Source organism: Fictibacillus macauensis ZFHKF-1 (assembly GCF_000269865.1).
Lineage (GTDB): Bacteria > Bacillota > Bacilli > Bacillales > Fictibacillaceae > Fictibacillus_C > Fictibacillus_C macauensis.
Genome location: NZ_AKKV01000024.1, coordinates 315,433 through 335,922, shown reverse-complemented (window position 1 = coordinate 335,922; position 20,490 = coordinate 315,433). Strand labels below are relative to the sequence as shown.

At 37.9% G+C, this 20,490-nt stretch carries 20 protein-coding genes; 19 read left to right on the top strand and 1 reads right to left on the bottom strand.

The features are described from left to right. Positions 1 to 301: 301 nt before the first annotated feature. The 12 genes from A374_RS09170 to A374_RS09115 all read left to right on the top strand — a co-directional run bounded on the left by A374_RS09170 (position 302) and on the right by A374_RS09115 (position 13,684). A complete protein-coding gene (locus tag A374_RS09170) occupies positions 302 to 2,197 on the top strand; it encodes a PrkA family serine protein kinase (protein ID WP_007201935.1) in 1,896 nt (631 codons plus the stop codon). Between the two features lie 159 nt (positions 2,198 to 2,356). Then, on the top strand, positions 2,357 to 2,905 hold the full coding sequence (lepB, locus tag A374_RS09165; RefSeq protein WP_007201934.1) for a signal peptidase I: 549 nt from the start codon (positions 2,357 to 2,359) through the stop codon (positions 2,903 to 2,905). 48 nt (positions 2,906 to 2,953) lie between these two features. Then, positions 2,954 to 3,133 carry a hypothetical protein gene (locus A374_RS09160; protein ID WP_040340445.1) on the top strand — a complete coding sequence of 60 codons (180 nt, stop codon included), beginning with the start codon at positions 2,954 to 2,956 and terminating at the stop codon, positions 3,131 to 3,133. A gap of 600 nt (positions 3,134 to 3,733) precedes the next feature. Continuing rightward, entirely contained in the window at positions 3,734 to 4,345 is a 612-nt protein-coding gene (locus tag A374_RS09155) for a hypothetical protein (protein WP_007201932.1), read from the top strand. A gap of 490 nt (positions 4,346 to 4,835) precedes the next feature. Beyond that, positions 4,836 to 6,005 carry a sporulation protein YhbH gene (yhbH, locus tag A374_RS09150; protein ID WP_007201931.1) on the top strand — a complete coding sequence of 390 codons (1,170 nt, stop codon included), beginning with the start codon at positions 4,836 to 4,838 and terminating at the stop codon, positions 6,003 to 6,005. Between the two features lie 100 nt (positions 6,006 to 6,105). After that, on the top strand, positions 6,106 to 6,954 hold the full coding sequence (locus A374_RS09145; protein WP_007201930.1) for a ComEC/Rec2 family competence protein: 849 nt from the start codon (positions 6,106 to 6,108) through the stop codon (positions 6,952 to 6,954). Positions 6,955 to 7,142: 188 nt separating this feature from the next. Next, positions 7,143 to 7,805 (top strand): HAD family hydrolase, encoded by a 663-nt coding sequence (locus A374_RS09140; RefSeq protein ID WP_007201929.1) that lies wholly within the window; start codon positions 7,143 to 7,145, stop codon positions 7,803 to 7,805. After that, positions 7,795 to 8,187, top strand: a complete 393-nt coding sequence (locus A374_RS09135; protein ID WP_040340444.1) for a VOC family protein — start codon at positions 7,795 to 7,797, stop codon at positions 8,185 to 8,187. The genes A374_RS09140 and A374_RS09135 overlap by 11 nt, the downstream gene beginning before the upstream one ends. 21 nt (positions 8,188 to 8,208) lie before the next feature. Beyond that, positions 8,209 to 9,762 (top strand): bifunctional GNAT family N-acetyltransferase/carbon-nitrogen hydrolase family protein, encoded by a 1,554-nt coding sequence (locus A374_RS09130; RefSeq protein WP_007201927.1) that lies wholly within the window; start codon positions 8,209 to 8,211, stop codon positions 9,760 to 9,762. A gap of 235 nt (positions 9,763 to 9,997) precedes the next feature. Beyond that, positions 9,998 to 11,740, top strand: a complete 1,743-nt coding sequence (locus tag A374_RS09125) for a phospho-sugar mutase (RefSeq protein ID WP_007201926.1) — start codon at positions 9,998 to 10,000, stop codon at positions 11,738 to 11,740. Between the two features lie 111 nt (positions 11,741 to 11,851). After that, positions 11,852 to 12,259 (top strand): MerR family transcriptional regulator, encoded by a 408-nt coding sequence (locus A374_RS19975; RefSeq protein WP_083841995.1) that lies wholly within the window; start codon positions 11,852 to 11,854, stop codon positions 12,257 to 12,259. A gap of 78 nt (positions 12,260 to 12,337) precedes the next feature. Continuing rightward, on the top strand, positions 12,338 to 13,684 hold the full coding sequence (locus tag A374_RS09115) for a hemolysin family protein (protein ID WP_007201924.1): 1,347 nt from the start codon (positions 12,338 to 12,340) through the stop codon (positions 13,682 to 13,684). Between the two features lie 47 nt (positions 13,685 to 13,731). Here A374_RS09115 and A374_RS09110 read toward each other — a convergent pair whose 3' ends face one another. Then, entirely contained in the window at positions 13,732 to 14,319 is a 588-nt protein-coding gene (locus tag A374_RS09110) for a YitT family protein (RefSeq protein WP_007201923.1), read from the bottom strand. A gap of 175 nt (positions 14,320 to 14,494) precedes the next feature. Here A374_RS09110 and A374_RS09105 point away from each other — a divergent pair, with 175 nt between their 5' ends. From A374_RS09105 to A374_RS09075, 7 genes are all read left to right on the top strand, one after another. After that, a complete protein-coding gene (locus A374_RS09105; protein WP_007201922.1) occupies positions 14,495 to 14,725 on the top strand; it encodes a DUF2642 domain-containing protein in 231 nt (76 codons plus the stop codon). Positions 14,726 to 15,006: 281 nt separating this feature from the next. Next, on the top strand, positions 15,007 to 16,272 hold the full coding sequence (locus tag A374_RS09100; protein ID WP_007201921.1) for a cation:dicarboxylate symporter family transporter: 1,266 nt from the start codon (positions 15,007 to 15,009) through the stop codon (positions 16,270 to 16,272). A gap of 165 nt (positions 16,273 to 16,437) precedes the next feature. Next, entirely contained in the window at positions 16,438 to 17,322 is an 885-nt protein-coding gene (locus tag A374_RS09095; protein WP_007201920.1) for a YitT family protein, read from the top strand. A gap of 176 nt (positions 17,323 to 17,498) precedes the next feature. Beyond that, complete coding sequence (locus A374_RS09090) at positions 17,499 to 18,041, top strand: Chromate resistance protein ChrB (protein WP_007201919.1); 543 nt, start codon at positions 17,499 to 17,501, stop codon at positions 18,039 to 18,041. Then, positions 18,038 to 18,742, top strand: coding sequence for a polysaccharide deacetylase family protein (locus tag A374_RS09085; protein ID WP_007201918.1), 705 nt, complete (start codon positions 18,038 to 18,040; stop codon positions 18,740 to 18,742). Before A374_RS09090 ends, A374_RS09085 begins: the two co-directional genes overlap by 4 nt. Positions 18,743 to 18,753: 11 nt before the next feature. Beyond that, positions 18,754 to 19,344 carry a DedA family protein gene (locus tag A374_RS09080; RefSeq protein ID WP_007201917.1) on the top strand — a complete coding sequence of 197 codons (591 nt, stop codon included), beginning with the start codon at positions 18,754 to 18,756 and terminating at the stop codon, positions 19,342 to 19,344. Positions 19,345 to 19,356: 12 nt separating this feature from the next. After that, positions 19,357 to 20,481: an MGDG synthase family glycosyltransferase gene (locus A374_RS09075; RefSeq protein WP_007201916.1), complete on the top strand. Its 1,125-nt coding sequence runs from the start codon at positions 19,357 to 19,359 to the stop codon at positions 20,479 to 20,481. Positions 20,482 to 20,490 lie beyond the last annotated feature (9 nt).

Sequence of the window (20,490 nt, the reverse complement as noted above, 5' to 3'; positions counted from 1 at the left end):
AGAATGTAAGCATAACAGCGAGAATTAGGATAAAACTCATGAGAGATCCTCCTTTATTTCGGACAATATTTCCATCTTTTCTTTATTATAGCGAACTATTTGTTTTTCAAGCAACTGAAACTTGAGAAGTTGTTTAAATATTTCTAGATAAATCGTGAGGACACCGCATAGTTATAAAGTGTACCGTTCATTGGAACGTGCATGGTGAGGATGGAGAAAAAACAGTTTGAATGATTGCGGACATCCTCGCATAGAGTAGATTAACTAACGAAGGATGCAAAACTTAAGCAAGGGGGTCCACATGGATATTTTAGGGAAGATCCAATCGCACCGTGAAGAAGAAAGGCGGCTTGCCTGGGAGGGTACCTTCGGAGAATACCTTGAGATTTTGAAAGAACGTCCATATGTCGCGCAGTCTGCTCACTCTCGAGTCTACAATATGATTAAAGATGCTGGTATTGAGGAAGTAAATGGCGTAAAACGCTATAAGTTTTTTAATCAGCAAATTTTTGGTTTAGAGGACTCAGTTGAGCGGCTCGTAGAAGAATATTTTCATCCGGCAGCAAAGCGTCTGGACGTTAGGAAGCGTATTCTTTTATTAATGGGACCTGTTTCTGGAGGTAAGTCAACCATTGTTACGATGTTAAAGCGTGGCTTAGAAGATTATTCGAAAACGGATGCTGGGGCTGTTTATGCTATTAAAGGTTGTCCAATGCATGAAGATCCGTTACATCTTATTCCTCATCATTTACGTAAAGACTTTTACGAAGATTTTGGGATTCGCATTGAAGGAAGTTTATCACCACTAAATACGATGCGTTTAGCAAAAGAGTACGACCATTGTATTGAAGATGTTATGGTTGAACGGATTTTCTTTTCGGAAGATAAACGAACAGGTATTGGGACATTTAGCCCGTCTGATCCAAAATCTCAGGATATTGCAGATTTAACAGGCAGTATTGATTTTTCAACGATTGCAGAATACGGCTCTGAATCAGATCCGCGTGCCTATCGTTTTGATGGAGAACTAAATAAAGCTAATCGTGGAATGATGGAGTTTCAGGAAATGCTTAAATGCGATGAGAAGTTTTTATGGCATTTATTATCACTTACGCAAGAAGGAAATTTTAAAGCAGGACGCTTTGCGCTTATTTCAGCCGATGAGCTTATTGTAGCCCATACCAATGAATCAGAATATCGTTCCTTTATTGCTAATAAAAAGAATGAGGCGTTGCATTCACGGATTATTGTAATGGGCGTTCCTTATAATTTACGTGTTTCAGAGGAAGAACGGATTTATGAAAAAATGATTTCAGATAGTGATATGGCTCACGTTCATATTGCGCCACATGCCTTGCGCGTAGCTGCCATTTTCTCAGTGTTAACTCGGTTTAAAGATTCAAAGAAACAAGGCATGGATCTAATCAAGAAGATGAGACTATATGATGGTGAAGTGGTAGAAGGGTATAACCATATTGATTTAGAAGAACTGCAAAAAGAATTTGCTGATGAGGGCATGAGCGGAATTGATCCGCGTTATGTTATTAATAGAATTTCATCTGCCATCATACGTAAAGAAGTGCCTTCAATAAATGCACTAGATGTATTGCGATCGATGAAAGATGGACTCGATCACCATGCTTCCATTTCGAAAGAAGACAAAGAGCGTTATATTAATTTTATCTCACTTGCTCGGAAAGAATATGATGATATCGCTAAGAAAGAAGTACAAAAGGCTTTTGTCTATTCGTATGAGGAGTCAGCGAAAACGCTGATGGATAATTATTTAGATAACGTAGAAGCGTATTGTAATAAAAATAAACTACGTGATCCGTTAACGGGCGAGGAAATGAGTCCGGATGAAAAATTAATGCGCTCTATTGAAGAACAAATTGGTATTTCTGAAAATGCGAAAAAGGCATTTCGTGAAGAAATACTCATTCGAATTTCGGCTTATGCGCGCAAAGGAAAGAAATTCGATTATAACTCACATGAACGATTACGTGAGGCGATTCAAAAGAAACTATTTGCTGACTTGAAAGACGTTGTCAAAATTACCACATCCTCAAAAACACCAGATGAAGCACAGTTGAAAAAAGTAAATGAAGTTATTGCTCGACTCGTAGACGAACATGGCTACAACTCAACCTCTGCAAATGAACTTCTAAGGTATGTAGGCAGTCTATTAAACCGATGACTGAAAAAAACGCATTCCTAGCCTATAGGATGCGTTTTTTTTTACCAAAGAAGCAGAATTGGGACTGGCAACTTTTAGATGAGACAATGAAAAGATTGAATAATATTGTATGATAGTGGTACATTGATACTAATATGCTATCTAGAAGGAAGTGAAGGGATGCGTTCCAAAAATCAAATATGGGATTGGATAAAAGCGATTGGAATTGCCCTTATTCTAGCCATTATTATAAAAAAGTTTTTGTTTGAACAATATGTTGTTTACGGTCAATCAATGATGCCAGCTATTGAAAATGGAAATCGCTTAATCATTAATAAAGTTAGTTACCTTTTTTCAAATCCAAAGCGGTTTGATTTAGTGGTTTTCCATGCAAATAAGAATGAAGATTATATTAAACGAGTGATCGGGGTGCCTGGTGATTCGATTGTATATAAAAATGATGAGCTCTATGTAAATGGGAAGAAGGTAAAAGAACCATTCCTGGAGAAATACCGAAAAAATATATTAAGTGGAAGCTTCACAGGGGATTTTACATTAAAAGAAATAACAGGTTATGCGAAAATTCCTAAGGGAAAAGTTTTTGTGATGGGAGACAATCGCCTTCATAGTACGGATAGTCGTCTGCTCGGTCTAGTGAATACCGATCGCATTGTTGGTAAAGTGAATTTACGGTATTGGCCTATTAATGAATTGAAGATCATACACTAGTTTAGAAATGGTAAATAAGGGGAAAGTCTAACTAAGAGGTGAAAAGCTATGTCAAGAGAACAAGATTACATTGATAAACCGGAAAACAGCTCGATGACACCATCTTATGAAGATATGAAAGAACACGGGAAAATCATGGAAAATATGGAAACGAATAAAGAAATACGAAAAAGTGGCAAGCAGCCGGATCCGATTCAAGAAGACGGGAAGCCACATAAAGAAAAATAAGTCATGTCTTAGGACAGCAGTAGCAGTTAATCTGTCCAAAAGAAAAGGCTCCTGCGAACCAAGTGTTCGCAGGAGTTTTTTTAGGTTTGTCTGGCATGGTAACAGTTAGCTTAAAGCAAGGGTGTCCAAGGTGACGTGGATTTGAAGGAAGTGATTGGCTGGCAATCCTCTGGTCTGAAGAACACAAGCTTCATACGAGGCTAGGTATCGTTGAATGAGTTTGCAAAACAAAGAATATTCATTCTGTCAAAGGCGATACAGTTTCTTACTTTTTTCGTAGTCGACCTTTTGGCTATCGTCGTCGTAAATAAATTCACCCTCTGGAATGCCATCGGCCTTTACTGTAGTCAATTTGGCAAAATGAGCATGGATAGTACAAACCTTTATTCCTAAAAATGTAAAAACGAAATAAATGAAAGGTTCATGCAAGCAATTTAAAGAGCAAAACATTGAGTTGGGTGTGAGAGATATGTTGATAAGAAAGCGGAAATTTACGTCGTAATATCTTATTTTATTAGTATTGTTGTAGGAAATCATGTATAGTTACTAGTGGTATTAATTGGGAGGGGACTTTATTTTTAGAAACCAGGAGTGAGAACAGTGGTAAGCTTTGAAAGTGTACAAGATGCGCATACAAAAGTACTAGCATTAAATGATGCACCATTAACCATTGCAGCAGAAATTTTATGGACCTTTATCGGTCTATGTATAATTGTCGATTTTTTCAAGTCTAGAAAGTTCACATTCGGTGATTATATGGCAAGAATTGTTTTACTGATCATGGTCTTAGCAGCGGGTGCGTTCTTGACCCAAAAAATCATGGCTTATGATTTTTCACTTGATCAAAAAACATGGAAACAAAATTATTTGAACCCTTATATCCAATCGCTCCCTGTTCAAGAAAAAGAGGTTGTCGATTTTAAGCAACCGACAAAGACTCAAATTGATAAAACAGGGATTAAATCAAACTATTTGAATCCGAATAGTAAGTCCTCATGGGTTCAGTTATTAGTAAGAGACAGTAAAAATCAACTTAAAACGATTACTGTCCAAGTCGTTATACATAAAGAAAATATAAAAAAATCTTATGTGAAATATAGAAAAATGAAGAAGTCAATTTCTAGTACATATAATGAACAAGCTTATTATGAAACTCATTTATATGTACCGGAAGGATATAAAATTTTAGCACCTGTTAGTAAAGACGATTGAATAGAAAATTAAAAGCAAGGGGCGTTCATTTCTGAAGACCCCGAAGAGATAAAAACAGATAAAAGTAGCAGAGCGATTCCTACACCAACTCGCTCTGTTTTTTGTTGATTTTTCAGCACTTTTTAAGTTATTGGTGTGCATTTTTGCACGCTAAAGTACTTACATAGTAGGAGCCTTAAACTAAAAAAACGCTACGTCTTACTTACTTGAAACCGCCGTAAACCGAACGGTACGTACGGTGGCGTGAGCGGTCGGGAGTTAGTCCCTCCCTCTCACTCGATTTATATTTTAAAGAACATAGACGAGGAAGCTTAAACAATTCTTTGAAAAATGTGTCAATTACTTAGCAATTCTCTCTTTGGACTGCATAGGATAAAGTAACCAACCCTTTTTACAGAGTAATGGGGTGGTCATTTTCACACATGAACTTATTTTCATCTTAAATAAACACGTGTTAGTCACTGTACTAATGACAAAAGGAGGGGAAATGATGAAAGAGGAAGCGAAGAATAATTTTGCCGTCTCTCAAGAAAACTGGTCCCTCCATCGCAAAGGTTACCAGGATCATCAGCGCCATATGGAAAAGGTACAAGAAGCCATAAAAAACAACTTGCCCGATCTCATTAGTGAAGAAAACATCATCTTATCCAACGGAAAGGATGTTATAAAAATTCCAATCCGTTCATTAGATGAATACAAAATTCGATACAATTATGAAAAAAATAAACATGTAGGGCAAGGCGATGGTGATAGCCAGGTAGGCGATGTGGTGGCGCGAGATGGAAGTGCTTCGCAAGCAGGAGCAGGCAAAGGAAAAGGCCCCGCCGGTGATAAGCCCGGAACAGATTATTCTGAAGCAGAAGTGTCTTTAGCAGAACTGCAAGATTATTTGTTTAAGGAATTAGAACTTCCAGATTTAAAGCAAAAAGAACAAGATAACATTACATTAGAGAAAATTGAATTTAATGACATTCGAAAAACAGGTCTTATGGGAAATGTGGATAAGAAGCGTACCATATTGACAGCATTTAAACGAAATGCGTTAAGTGGGGTACCGTCCATTGCGCCAATTCACAATGATGATTTACGATTTAAGACGTGGAATGAAATCGAAAAGCCGGAATCAAAAGCTGTTGTTCTTGCGATGATGGATACTTCAGGAAGTATGGGTATTTGGGAAAAATACATGGCCCGAAGTTTCTTTTTTTGGATGACTCGATTTTTACGATCGAAGTATGAAACGGTAGAGATTGAGTTTATCGCTCATCATACAGAGGCGAAAGTCGTTTCAGAAGAAGACTTTTTTAACAAAGGAGAAAGTGGAGGAACGATTTGTTCTTCTGCTTATAAGAAGGCGCTAGAGCTTATTGAAACAAAGTATCATGCGTCACGCTATAATATTTATCCGTTTCATTTTTCTGACGGAGATAATTTAACGAGTGATAACGCACGCTGCGTGAAGTTAGTGCAACAAATTATGGAACATAGCAATATGTTTGGTTATGGCGAAGTCAATGCCTATAATCGGCACTCGACGCTTATGAGCGTGTATAAAAACATTACAGATCCGAAGTTCAATTATTATATCTTAAAAGAAAAAGCGGATGTGTATCATTCAATGAAAAGCTTCTTTAAGAAAAGAGAAGCACGCCTATTATAAAAAAGAAATCTCATTATCCATCTTTTGGATAGTGGGATTTCTTTTATTACGGAACACTTTTACATATAACTAATTCATAATGGAAGGAGAGGACGGAATTGTGAAAAAAATTATTATTAGTGCTATATTTGTTGCGATGTTAGTGTGTTTATCAGACATACACGATGCAAAGGCTGCATGGTTTGAGCCAATGAAAATTCATTTTTTAGATGTGGGTCGTGCTGATTGTATGTTTGTACAAATGCCCAATGGCGAAAATATCTTAGTGGATGGCGGAGATGAGCATGATGCCGCACGCATCATTGAATTTTTGCAAGGGTTAGGTGTGAAAACCATTGATCTTGTAATCGCTACGCATCCCCATCATGATCATATTGGTTCCATGGATGAAGTACTTGAAACCTTTTCAGTAAAAAAGATTTATATGCCGAACTTGCCGTACGATACGTCCTTTTATCATGACTTGTTTAAAGTGATTAATAAGAAAAAAATACCGGTTGAACGAGCGGTAGCGGGTACGAGTTTCCGTTTTGGATTTTCAGCAAAAGCAGAGCTATTAGCACCAGGCGCATCGTATTATAAATACATTAATGACTATTCTGCTGTTCTTAAAATTACGCATGGCAACAATAAGTTTCTATTGATGGCTGACTCAGGGGTTGCTGCTGAACGAGAATTATTACGTTCGCACCAAGATTTGCAAGCAGATGTGATTAAAGTGGGTCATCATGGAGCCAATACCGGTACAACGATGAAGTTTTTAAAAGCGGTGTCTGCAAAAACAGCGATTATTTCATGTGGTAGTCAAAATCCAAATGCATATCCATCAAACGTCGTATTAGGACGTTTAGCACAATTGAATATGACGGTATATCGTACCGATCAGTTAGGCGTGATAACGGCTATCAGCAATGGAAGAAGTATTCGCTTTAAAACGAATGGTTTTTAAGGTGGTAAGGAACGAAATGAAAGATAAAGCTGAATGATCACTTTTTAAATCGTTCGGTTTTCTACATACGTTAGTTAATGAACATGTGGTGTTTTTCGTTGGGGAAATGAAGAAAGCGTTGTTTGAACTTGCACTTTTTTAACGTAACAATGAAAATAAGGTTAAGAAAAAAGGAGGAATTCTCTTAAATGATTAAAGCGGTTGTGTTCGATTTTGATGGGTTAATTATGGATACTGAAACAAAGATTTATGATGCGATACAAGAAATTTTTGTGGATCATGATGCTCATATGCCGGTGGAACTTTGGCAAAAATGCATAGGTACACAAGGATTCCTAGATCCTTATGAGTATTTAGAAAATGAAATTTCAAGTACGGTAGATCGTGAAAGTTTACGACAACGACATCATCAAAGGGTATTAGAAATGCTTGAAGATGAAGGTGCCCTTCCAGGCGTTGAAGATTATATGAAAGCAGCAAAAGAATTAGGTTTAAAGATTGCACTTGCTACAAGTTCAACGAATGAGTGGGTTACTAATCACTTAGAGAAGCTTCAATTGCTTCATTATTTCGATTGCATTAAAACATCGAATGATGTGGAAAAGGTAAAGCCAGATCCAGCCTTATATCGTCAAGCTGTTCAATGCTTAGGTGTAGCTCCGCAAGAAGCAATTGCCTTTGAAGATTCAGTAAATGGTGCAAAAGCCGCTAAGGCGGCAGGGCTATATTGTGTGGTTGTCCCTAATGAAATTACAAAAGGTCTTGCCTTTGGAGAAGTGGACCATCACCTTGAATCCCTTGCTCATATGCAGCTTCAAGACGTAATTACTCGTTTATCTCATGGAAATTAAGGGGATAAATCATGTGACACTCACCGTGAGCGATTTGTCACGATCTGTGGCATTTTATGTGGACGTGCTCGGAGCAAAGTTAATACATCAAGGAAATACGGACGTCTATTTAGAATGGGGATCGGTATGGTTATGTTTACTCCAAAAAGCAAATACCGCTCCGCTTCCTAAGCGGAGCGTCGGTCTAGATCATTTGGCTTTTACGGTTACTGAAGATGGGTTTCATAAAGCGGTAACAATTCTTAAAGCGAAGAATGTACCCATTGTCAGAGAGCCGGTTGAAAGAGGTGGAGGAAGAAGTATTAATTTCCTTGATCCTGATGGAATCCAACTAGAACTTCACACAGGTTCGTTAGCAAAGCGGATGAGCGTTTGGAAATAGAACGTATATGGAGGCGAAATCATGAGTGAATTAGATGTTTCTAAGTTCGAAAAAAAAGTAGAACTTCGGAATATTCAATATAACGATATTGATGAGTTATTGAAGTTACAAAAGATTTGTTTTCCAAACCACATGGAGCCTTGGAAGCGAGAGCAGTTAGAAAGTCATCTTAAGATATTTCCTGAAGGACAGTTTGTTGTCACGTGTGAAGGAAAAATCATCGGCAGTTGCTCTAGTTTAATTGTCAATTTCGATGAGTATGATGATCAACACACGTGGGATGAAATTACCGATGATGGCTATATACGCAATCATAATCCAGACGGGTATAACCTTTATGGGATTGAAGTAATGGTTCATCCTGATTTTAGACGAATGAAAATTGGCAAACGCTTATATGAAGCACGTAAAGAGCTAGCAGAAGAATGGAACTTAAAAAGTATCATTATTGGCGGACGCATTCCGAATTATTATAAATATGCCAATGAAATGTCTGCGCGTGATTATGTAAAGGAAGTTATTCACCATAACCTATATGATCCCGTTTTAACCTTTCAATTGATGAACGAGTTTACGGTGATGCGGATCAATCGTTCCTACTTACCAGATGATCAACAATCTAAAGAATATGCCACGTTAATGGAATGGAATAATGTGGACTATATTCCAAGCAATACGAAGCGACACTTTAAAACGAGTGAACCTGTTCGCATTACAGCTATTCAATATATGATGAAAACCATTGAATCCTTTGAAGATTTTGCTACGCAAGTTGAGTATTATACTGACGTTGCCGCAGATCAAGGATCCGATTTTGCTGTCTTTCCAGAATTGCTCACAACACAGCTTCTCTCTTTTGTAGAAGAGAAAAGTCCAAGTCAGTCAATTCGTAAGCTAACGGAGTTTACGGAAGACTATATTGAATTATTTACAGGGCTTGCAGTTCGTTATAATGTTAACATTATTGGAGGTTCACACTTTGTAGAGGAAGACGGCGATGTGTATAACGTTGCCTATTTATTCCGACGAGATGGAACCATTGAAAAGCAATATAAAATTCATATTACGCCTAACGAGCGAAAATGGTGGGGCATAACACCAGGCGATAAAGTCCAAGTATTTGATACCGACTGTGGAAAAATTGCCATTCTTATTTGTTATGATATTGAATTCCCAGAACTTTCACGAATCGTAACTGACATGGGAGCTAATATTATTTTCACACCTTTTTGCACAGAAGATCGCCAAGGCTATGTACGGGTACGCTACTGCTCGCAAGCACGCGCAGTTGAAAATGAAATCTATACCGTTATTGCAGGTACGGTAGGGAACTTGTCACAAGTGGAAAACATGGATATTCAATATGCGCAATCTGGTATATTTACACCTTCAGATTTTGCCTTTCCACGAGATGGCATTGTTGGTGAATGTCATCCGAATATTGAAACGGTTGTCGTTGGAGATGTTGATTTAGAGATTTTGCGTAGACAACGCAAAGCTGGGAATGTTACACAACTTCGTAATCGTCGACTGGATCTTTATGAAGTTGTACAAAAAAGTAAAAACATAAACTAACTAGCGGCTTGTAGATTTTTTCTACAAGCTTTTTTTGTGGAATTCTCCTATATACTGTCGGTTTCGAGAATTATTCACCGGGAAATAACGACTTCTTTTTGCAAACATAAGCAGACCTGTCGAATGCTTGATAATAGTAGGATATAATGTATCAGAAGCAGTCTATAAGAGGAAATGAAAGATGTTTCAAGAATAGTAGGATAAAACCGTGGTTACAGATGAAAGGAGAACGACAATGAATTGGGAAATAGCCTATAAAAAATGGCTGAATACTGAAGGGCTTGAAGGAGAGCTTCGTCAACAGTTGCAGGAACTAGCACAAACAGAGACAGGCTTAGAAGATGCCTTTTATAAAAATCTAGAGTTTGGAACAGGGGGCATGCGAGGAGAGATTGGTCCCGGTACAAATCGTATGAACATCTATACCATTCGTAAGGCATCAGCTGGACTAGCAGCTTATATAGAGCAACAAGGAACGAAGGCAGCCGCGCGCGGCGTCGTTATTGCCTATGATTGCCGTCACAAATCGCCTGAATTTGCAATGGAGGCAGCGAAAACGCTCGCATCGCGTGGCATTAAAACTTACGTATTCGAAAGCTTACGACCGACACCAGAGCTTTCATTTGCCGTGCGCTATCTAAAAGCTGCTGGTGGTATTGTAATTACGGCAAGTCATAATCCGCCAGAATATAATGGCTATAAAGTCTATGGTGGTGATGGAGGTCAGCTACCATTAAAAGAAGCAGATCTCTTAACCGAAAAAGTAAATGAAGTGCAAGATGAACTCCAAATCGAAACAGGTTCCAAAGAAGAGTTAATGGCTAAAGGACTCATTGAAATCATTGGTGCGGAAATTGATGAAGCCTACAATGAACAATTAAAAAAAATTACTGTAAATCCTGATGTTATTCGTGAAATGCATGACTTAAAAATTGTGTTTACACCGCTTCATGGAACAGCCAATCACCCTGTGCAAAAAGGGCTAGCGGCCCTTGGCTTCACAAATGTCACAGTCGTTGCCGAGCAGGCTGAACCAGATCCGAACTTTTCAACAGTAACCTCTCCAAATCCAGAGGAACATGCAGCTTTTAAACTAGCGATAGAGTATGGAGAGAAACAAGGAGCAGACCTCTTGTTAGCTACCGATCCGGATGCAGACCGTGTTGGTGTTGCTGTAAAGAATACAGAGGGCGAATATGTTGTCTTAACAGGGAACCAAACTGGGGCTCTCCTTCTTCACTATTTAGTAAGTGAACGGCAAAAGCAAAACCGTCTCTCTCCAAATGGGGTGGTTTTAAAAACGATTGTTACGTCTGAACTAGGGGCCGCAATTGCAGACGCGTATCATTTAACGACAATTGACACATTAACTGGCTTTAAATTTATTGGTGAAAAAATAAAAGAATTTGAACAATCAAAAGAACATACGTTTGTTTTTGGTTATGAAGAAAGCTATGGTTACTTAATTGGTGACTTTGTGCGAGATAAAGATGCTGTCCAAGCTTGTTTATTTGCTGCGGAAGTGGCAGCTTACTATAAAAAACAAGGAAAGACATTATATGAAGCATTGTTAGATCTTTATGAAACGTACGGCTATCATTATGAAGGTCTTCAATCGATCACGATGAAAGGGAAAGCTGGAGCAGAACAAATCCAAGCAATCTTAGAGACTTTCCGCTCAACACCATTAACAAAAGTAGCAGGAAAAGATGTGCTGTTTACAGAAGATTATAGTATTCAAAAAGGTATGAACATGACCACAAATGAACCTTATGACATTGAACTACCAGCCTCTAACGTTTTAAAGTATAAATTGGCTGATGGTTCATGGTTTTGTTTACGACCATCAGGGACGGAACCTAAAATAAAGTTTTATTTCGCAGTAAAAGGTGCTTCGGAAAAAGAAGGTAAAGCCATGCTACAAACGTTAATGAATGAGGTTATGCAACGGGTGCAAGCAGCCGCCGACACCAAATAAGTTCATAAGGAATTAAATGGTTATTAACCGAAACGTTTGACTGTACAGTTTCATGTCTAGTAAAATTAAATTACTTATAGGTAGAGGGGTGATTCACTTGGGAAGTATCGTATCAGTGAACTAGCAGAAATAGCTGGCGTATCTAAGCGCACGATTGATTATTATACGAAGCGCGGGCTAATTAAGGCTGAGCGATCCCAATCCAATTACCGGTTCTACAACGACGAACAATTGTTGAAACTTCAATGGATTGATTATTATAAACAACAGCACCTTCCTTTAGATAGCATCAAGAAAAAAATGGATTCATTTCATACAGAAGAAGGAAAGTTTGATGAAACTTTGCATAAAGTAGAGATCCATTTGAATACGCTAGAAAAAGGAGTTTATGATTTGAAATCGCTCCTAGAGAAACTTCGCAAAGATGAGCTTCAATTAGCTCTGCAACATATGCCGGCGAAGCGCGCAGCCTTATTTCACAGCCTATTATCATTTATTGGAGAAACGCCGCTTACTTAATGAAGAAATCCAGTAAAAATTAATCAGGAGGTGACATCTTTATTCCCTAAGAGAAGGAAGGGAATAAAGAAAGTCTATTTGGACATATTTAAAATATTCGTAGTAGTGATGCTGATTGTATTAACCGCTTTTTTCGTGGCCGCCGAGTTTGCCATCGTAAAGATTCGTCGGACACGTATTGACCAGCTCATTGAAGAGGGCAATAAGAAAGCACTGTCTGTAAAAACCGTGCTTCTTAACCTCGATGGCTATTTATCAGCTTGTCAGCTAGGAATTACTATTACAGCGCTTGGCCTGGGGTGGTTAGGAGAATCAACGTTAGAGCACTTGCTCGGCCCGGTGTTCCGGGAATTAGCGGTGAGTCCAACGATTGCGAAAACCATTTCCATTTTCCTTGCCTTTGCTATCATTACGTTTTTCCACGTCGTGTTAGGAGAACTGGCACCGAAAACATTTGCTATTCAAAAAGCAGAAGAGGTTTCTCTTGTTTTATCACGTCCTCTAATCCTATTTTATAAAATGATGTATCCCATCATTTGGTTACTAAACGGGAGTGCGCGTGTTTTTACAAAGCTTTTTGGACTTTCAGCTGTTTCAGAACATGAAATGGCACATTCGGAGGAAGAGCTGCGCTTAATTCTATCTGAAAGCTATAAAAGTGGTGAGATTAATCAATCAGAGTATAGCTATGTGAATAAAGTATTTGAATTCGATGATCGCATTGCAAAAGAAATCATGGTTCCTCGAACCGAAATTGTATGTTTGTATAGCAATAAATCATTAGAGGAAAACCTTGCGATTATTACGAGTGAAAAATACACACGTTACCCAGTTGTAGACGAAGATAAAGACCATGTTGTAGGGATGGTCAACGTGAAAGAAATTTTTTACGATCTAATGTCTGGCGTAGAACAGCCACTAGAAAATTATCTGCGTCCCATTATGACTGTTTTTGAAACAACACCAATTCAAGAGACGCTTGTTAAACTTCAAAAACAACAAGTGCATATGGCCATTTTGATGGATGAATATGGTGGAACAGCTGGATTATTAACAGTAGAGGATATTCTCGAAGAAATTGTCGGTGAAATCCGTGATGAACTTGATACAGATGAAACACCAATGATATTAAAGATCACGCCACGAGTTACTGTTCTCGATGGAAAAGTACTTATTTCTGAAGTGAACGATTTATATGGTTTGCATATTGATGATTCAGATTTAGACACCATTGGTGGTTGGATGCTTTCTCAAAACTCCGATATTGAAGAAGGAAATAGCATCAAGCATAATGAATTGGTATTTAAAGTTGTAGAGATGGACGGTCATCAAATTAAACGAATCGAAGTTAGCAAACAAGAAACAGTAAAAGAATCAGAAACACCATTTTCAACAACACGTGAACTTGTTAATGGCTTTGAATAGCAAAAGGAGCTTTCCTGAACGACTAGGAAAGCTCCTTTTTTGTTTCTTTAAGAATTTAAATATACTTTAACGGAATGAAAAAAGGTGATTGTACTCGTAGCAAGAGCGACCGATAAGATGGTTACCATGGAGTACATAAATAACGAGGGGCCTGTGACGTACACACCGGTTCCAATGACGAGACAATCCATGACAAAAATAATGATTCCAACATTTAAAGAAGCTTTTCTTGCGATAAATAGGGCAAGTAAATCGGTTCCACCCGTACTTGCTTTTTGTCGAAGCATAATACCGATTCCGGTTCCAATGAATAATCCTCCTAAAATTGCACTTTCGAGTACTGGTAAATGAAAAAGTCCTTTTAACGGGAAGAGTAAATCGATAAAAAGGGAGGAAATAAGCATCCCGTGAATACCATTAATAAAAAAATACCGTTCATATTTCCAGGCGTATAAATAAATAGGTAGGCTTAAAAGTACAATCGTTGCCCCGACATTAATTCCAAAGGCGTATTGAAAAAGTAAACCTATCCCAAGAATTCCTCCATCCAGCAAGTGAAAAGGAAGAATGAAGACGTTAATGCCAACTGCCATTAAAAAACTCCCTGTTGTAATTGCAAGGATCTTAACGATCACCGAATAACCTCCTTGTCCTCTCTTTTAAACGTATGATTAAGTGCACATCATCATGTATGAGAATTGAAAATTTCTCTGCTCTCTCATGATGTTTGTCCACACCCTTTTTTCTCTTTTGCATTTACTGTTAGTAACATCGGTTTATATCTAATCGGTGATGAAAGGAGAGTAACTAATGGGTTTTGGTTACGATGGAGCAGGATGGGGAAGACGGCGTAACGCATTCAGTCGTGAGGCATGTGCGTTATTAAATGAACGTGTCCAAGTTGATACCGTCAATCAGTCCTACAGAGGAAGACTGGTCGAAGTATGCCAAGATACGCTCGTACTTCGTGTTCGAAGAAACGATTGTACATTCCGTGTCATCATCCGAATTGAAGAAATTGTCGCGATTTTCCCTATTTAATGGGAACTAAGCAAAGAAAAAGCATCGAGTACTTCGATGTTTTTTTCTTATCAAAAAAGTGAAGAAACGTTTGGTTTTACAAACACGTAAACGCTTGCAGTTGCAATGTTTTACATAACATTTTCCTAAAAAGATGGATGGCTTTTCTTGTAGTAATTTAGCGAAAAAAAGCGAAAAATAGGATCAGTAACATAGATTACCTTTGACAAACATTTTAAAAAAAATATACAATGAGTATAATGTGCCAAAGAACTATACAACAAGTAGAGGTGAGAATAAATATGAAGAAAATTGGATTAGCTTGGCAAATCCTGATTGGTTTAATTCTGGGGATTATTGTCGGAGCTATTTTTTATAAAAATCCGAACCTTCCTGTATACTTACAGCCGATCGGTACAATCTTCATAAGACTGATCAAGATGATTGTTATTCCGATTGTCGTTTCCAGTCTAATTGTCGGTGTTGCTGGTGTCGGAGATATGAAAAAGCTCGGTAAGCTCGGTGGTAAAACGATTCTTTACTTTGAGATTATTACGACAATTGCTATTATTGTCGGTCTCTTATCAGCTAACATTTTCCAACCAGGTCACGGAATCAATAAAGAATCTTTACAAAAAACTGATATTAGCTCTTTTGTTGAAAGCGCTAAAACGGTTGAGCAGCACGGGTTTGCAGACACGTTCATTAACATAGTGCCGTCAAATATTTTTGACTCACTCATGAAAGGTGATATGCTTGCTATTATCTTTTTCTCCGTTATTTTTGGACTAGGAGTAGCTGCCATTGGAGAAAGAGGAAAGCCTGTACTTAAATTCTTCCAGGGAACGGCCGATGCAATGTTTTACGTAACGAACCTTGTTATGCGTTTTGCGCCATTTGGTGTATTTGCACTTATAGGGGTAACGGTATCGACGTTCGGGGTTAAATCGCTCATTCCGCTTGCTAAGCTTGTCTTGACTGTATACGGAACAATGTTTTTCTTTGTCCTCGTTATTCTCGGTCTCGTAGCGAAAATGGCAGGCATCAACATTTTTAACATCTTTAGAATTCTTAAAGATGAAATGATTCTTGCGTTTTCTACATCAAGTTCAGAGACAGTGCTTCCGAAACTGATGGAGAAAATGGAAAAGTTCGGCTGTCCTAAGCCGATTGCCTCCTTCGTTATTCCTACGGGATATTCATTTAATCTAGATGGCTCAACGCTATACCAAGCATTGGCAGCATTATTTATCGCTCAAATGTATGGTATACATCTTTCTATTACACAGCAGATTACATTAATGCTCGTGTTAATGGTTACCTCGAAAGGGATTGCCGGTGTTCCTGGTGTATCTTTCGTTGTTCTTCTTGCAACTCTTGGCACAGTTGGCATTCCGGTTCAAGGTCTTGCGTTAATCGCAGGTATTGACCGTATTTTAGATATGGGACGTACAGTCGTTAACGTCATTGGTAACTCACTTGCTTCGATTATTATGTCGAAGTGGGAAGGTCAATATGACGAAGCGAAAGGTGAAGCGTATCTAAAAGAAATAAAACAAGCATCTTAATGAAGACCGCTCTCTAATGATTAGAGGGCGGTTTTTTACATAATGAAAAAAATATTAGCGGATACACTAGAAAGAATAAGGCGTAATGTTTTATGTCTTAACTTAAAACTGATATAATATAAATAGATGATAAGAAAAACTTATGAAAGGATAGGAGGACTGCTATTGGAATCTTTGCAGGAACAAACGACCAATCATAAGAAAATTTCCAAGACAAAGCTGCTTCAACGTATTATTTTTATTACGCTTGGTGCCGCACTTTTTTCAGTCGGTTTAGAAATTTTTCTTGTACCGAACAACATTATTGATGGAGGAATTGTTGGAATATCCATCATACTTTCTTCTGTAACGCCATTAAGTTTAGGTGTATTACTCATTCTTTTAAATTTGCCATTTCTTTTCCTCGGTTATAAGCAAATCGGTAAAACCTTCGCATTTTCCACTCTTTATGCGGTTATCATTATGTCAATTGGTACCTTTTTTTTAAATCCTGTTCCAGTACTGACGGATGATCCGTTGTTAGCTTCCGTATTTGGAGGCGTGATTTTAGGTGTTGGTGTGGGAATGGTCATTCGTTATGGAGGATCCATGGATGGTACCGAAATTCTCGCTGTTCTATTCAACACGAAAACACCATTTTCTGTTGGTGAAGTTGTTATGTTCTTCAACTTATTCATTCTCGGAAGTGCAGGATTTGTATTTGGTTGGGATCGAGCCATGTATTCTTTAATTGCTTATTATATTGCCTTTAAAGTTATCGATATTACGATAGATGGTTTTGATCAGTCCAAGTCAGTATGGATCATTAGTGATGAGCATACAAGAATTGGTGAAGCACTCTTAGCCCGTTTAGGACGTGGTGTTACGTATTTAAATGGAGAAGGTGCGTATTCTCGTGATGAGAAAAAAGTTATCTTTACCGTCATTACTCGTTTAGAGGAAGCAAAATTAAAAAATATCGTAGAAGATATTGATCCTACCGCCTTTTTGGCTGTTGGGAATATTCACGATGTTAAAGGCGGTCGCTTTAAAAAGAAAAATATTCATTAATAGAGAGCTGTTAGGAGAAACGAGTGGATTTTCCTGACAGCTCTTTTTGTGCTTCCTTTGAAGATTATTTAGTAAATAACTTTGGAAAAATGAAACAATCGTTTCATTATTGGTTGAAACACTTGATAAATGTGTTAAAATGACAACATGATATTGTAACATAAGGTGTGAACGGGATGAAAGAAAACAGAACGTGGTATTTGTTTTCCTATAAGGTACCACCTGAGCCTTCGACACTTCGGGTGCGAATTTGGAGAAATTTAAAGGCGTTAGGTGTTCTTTATATTCAACAGTCGGTATGTATAGTGCCAAAAACACTGGAAGTAGAACAAAAGTTAGCAAAGATTAAGATGCTTATTGACGATCATGCGGGAGAAGCTTTTATTATTGAAATAAAAAAATTCGCACATTACTCTGAGTGTGAACTCATTGAGCTGTTTCATGTGCAGCGTACTAGTGAATACAATGAGCTATTGGAGAATTGCCGATTGTTTCTTCAAGAATTAAAAAATAAGGAAGCCTCTCATGATTTAAATATTGAGGAAAGTGAGATCAAGCTTAATCGCTTAAAGCGATGCTATCGTAAAATGATGAAAAAAGATTATTTTAAACATAGCCTTTTGAGAGATGCTAAAGGGTGTCTTCAAAAATGTGAAGAGCAACTAACTGTGTATATTGAAATGATGTACGAGTCTAAAGGAGCTACGTATACTTCATGATTGTCTTAATTGCTCTCATCGTATGTCTTATAATACTTTCTTACGGTGTATTGTATACTATTATTGTACGAGTCTTTTCATATCGGATGTTAAAAAAAGGTAAAATGAATGCAGAGATTGCCTTAACCTTTGATGATGGGCCAGATCCTATTTATACAGAGCAACTTCTAGACCTACTAAAAGAATACGATGCGAAAGCAACTTTCTTTGTCGTCGGCGAACGCGCGCAAAGGTATCCAGTGCTTCTACAGCGAATGATTAAAGAAGGACATTCTATTGGCATTCATCATTATCATCATAGCAATAGTTGGTTTTTGACTCCGTGGAAGTTAAGGCAGGAAATTGAACAATGTGCTAAAGTAATTACAGAAGCTACAGGAAAGAAGCCTGTTTACTACCGTCCACCATTTGGCCGATTTAATATGACAAGTATGCATGTTGCGAAAGAATATCACATCGTAATGTGGTCTTCGATCCATCAGGATTGGAAAGTATCACAAGGTAAAGAACGATTATATGCCTCTTTAAGCAATGATTTAGCGCCAGGCACAATTTATTTGTTACACGATAACGGAGATAACCCAGGAGCAGATCAAGAGGCACCTGCTGTTATGCTAGAAGCGTTGCGCCCATTTTTAGCACATGCCACTGAGCAGGGCTATCGGTGTACGTCATTAGCAACATTTTCACAAAATAAGTAAATGAGGTTACCATGAGTTTAGACCATGTCATTATGTATTTACAAGATTATGGCTATTGGGTCATTTTTCTTATATTATTGTGTGGCATTGTAGGTATTCCTGCACCAGAGGAATCATTTATGTTCTTACTAGGAGTATTGATTGCCAAAGGACAACTTTCTTTTGAAATGAGCTTACTCGCAGCATTCGCTGGGACAGAAGTGGGGATGCTTATTTCCTATATTATCGGGAAAAAGTTTGGTGCTCCCTTTATACGAGCGTATGGAAAGTATATTAAAGTAACAAGTGAACGTATGAGTCAGGTTGAAACTCGGTTTCATCAACATGCGAACATGACTATTTTGTTTGGATTTTATTTACCGGGCCTTCGACAGATCGGTCCGTATGTCGCCGGTATTAGTCGTTATTCCTTTGTTCGTTATATGTGTTTATCGGTTGTTGGTGGGGCCGTATGGACAACAACCTTTATTAGTGTCGGTTATTTTTTTGGCGATGCAATAGAAATAAAGTATTTGCCGTGGATCGCTGTAGCAGCATTGCTCGTATTTGTACTAATGATTGTAAAAAAGAAATTTGCAAACAAGGATGTAGAAGGTTTGTAAGGGGGTTTATTGATGAAGAAAATATTATTTTTACCTTTGTTCCAAATGCCTTCTGGTCACCATCAAGTTGCGGACGCGCTCATGTCTTCAATTCAGCAGAGCAGCGAACAACATGTTATTTGTAAGAAAATTGATTTCCTAAGCTATTGGAATAAACCGTTAGAGCGTGTCATTTCTTCAACCTATATTAAATGGATTCATATGATGCCAAAAACGTATGATTGGTTTTATCAGCATATGTGGAATTCGCCTTCAAAAAAACGGGGTGCGCTCTATCATCAATTTTTAAAATTTGAAGAAAAAATGGCGAGCCTTATTCAAGAAGAAAAACCAAATGTGATTGTATGTACCCATTGTTTTCCTTCGGCGATCATTAGCCGCTTAAAGCAACGAGGGCTTATTGATGTACCCGTTGTGAATGTGTATACAGACTTTTTTATTAATGACATTTGGGGCAAGCAAGGGATTGATTATCACTTAGTAAGCGATCATTCGATGCGTAAAGAGCTCGTCTCTCATCATGGAATTCGTAAAAACCAGATTATTATAACGGGTATACCCGTAAACGAAGATATTCAAGCCTATTACAATACGCGTCCACTTAAGAAACATATTCTAATCTCAGGTGGCAGCATTGGACTTGGAAAAATTAAAGGATTTCTTAAACAAATTCGAACGGACTCTCATTATCGCTATACCGTTCTATGTGGAAAAAACCAAAAACTATTTAAAGAACTATCTTCTTGGAATCATCCTAACATTGAACCGCGTGGCTACATTACGACACGTGTTGAGATGAACTATTTGTACGAGCAGGTGGATGCTATTGTTACGAAGCCGGGTGGTATTACAGTAAGTGAAGCATTAAAGAAACGCCTTCCGATCTTTGTTCATTCAGCTTTACCTGGTCAAGAACAAATTAACTTAGAAAAGTTAGCGCGTGAAAAGTTAATCGTTTGTTTAAAAGATGATTTTCCCTTTGAAGAGCAAATATCGTCCGTATTAGAAAATGAACCAGAAGTACGTGGTTTATTACGGAAAATGAGCTATTTTGAAAAGCATAAAGAAAAAAGTGCATATGAAGTTGTGCTTAATTTATTGAATGAAAATAAAATGCTTCAAATGCAGCCCGTATAAGGCATCTAA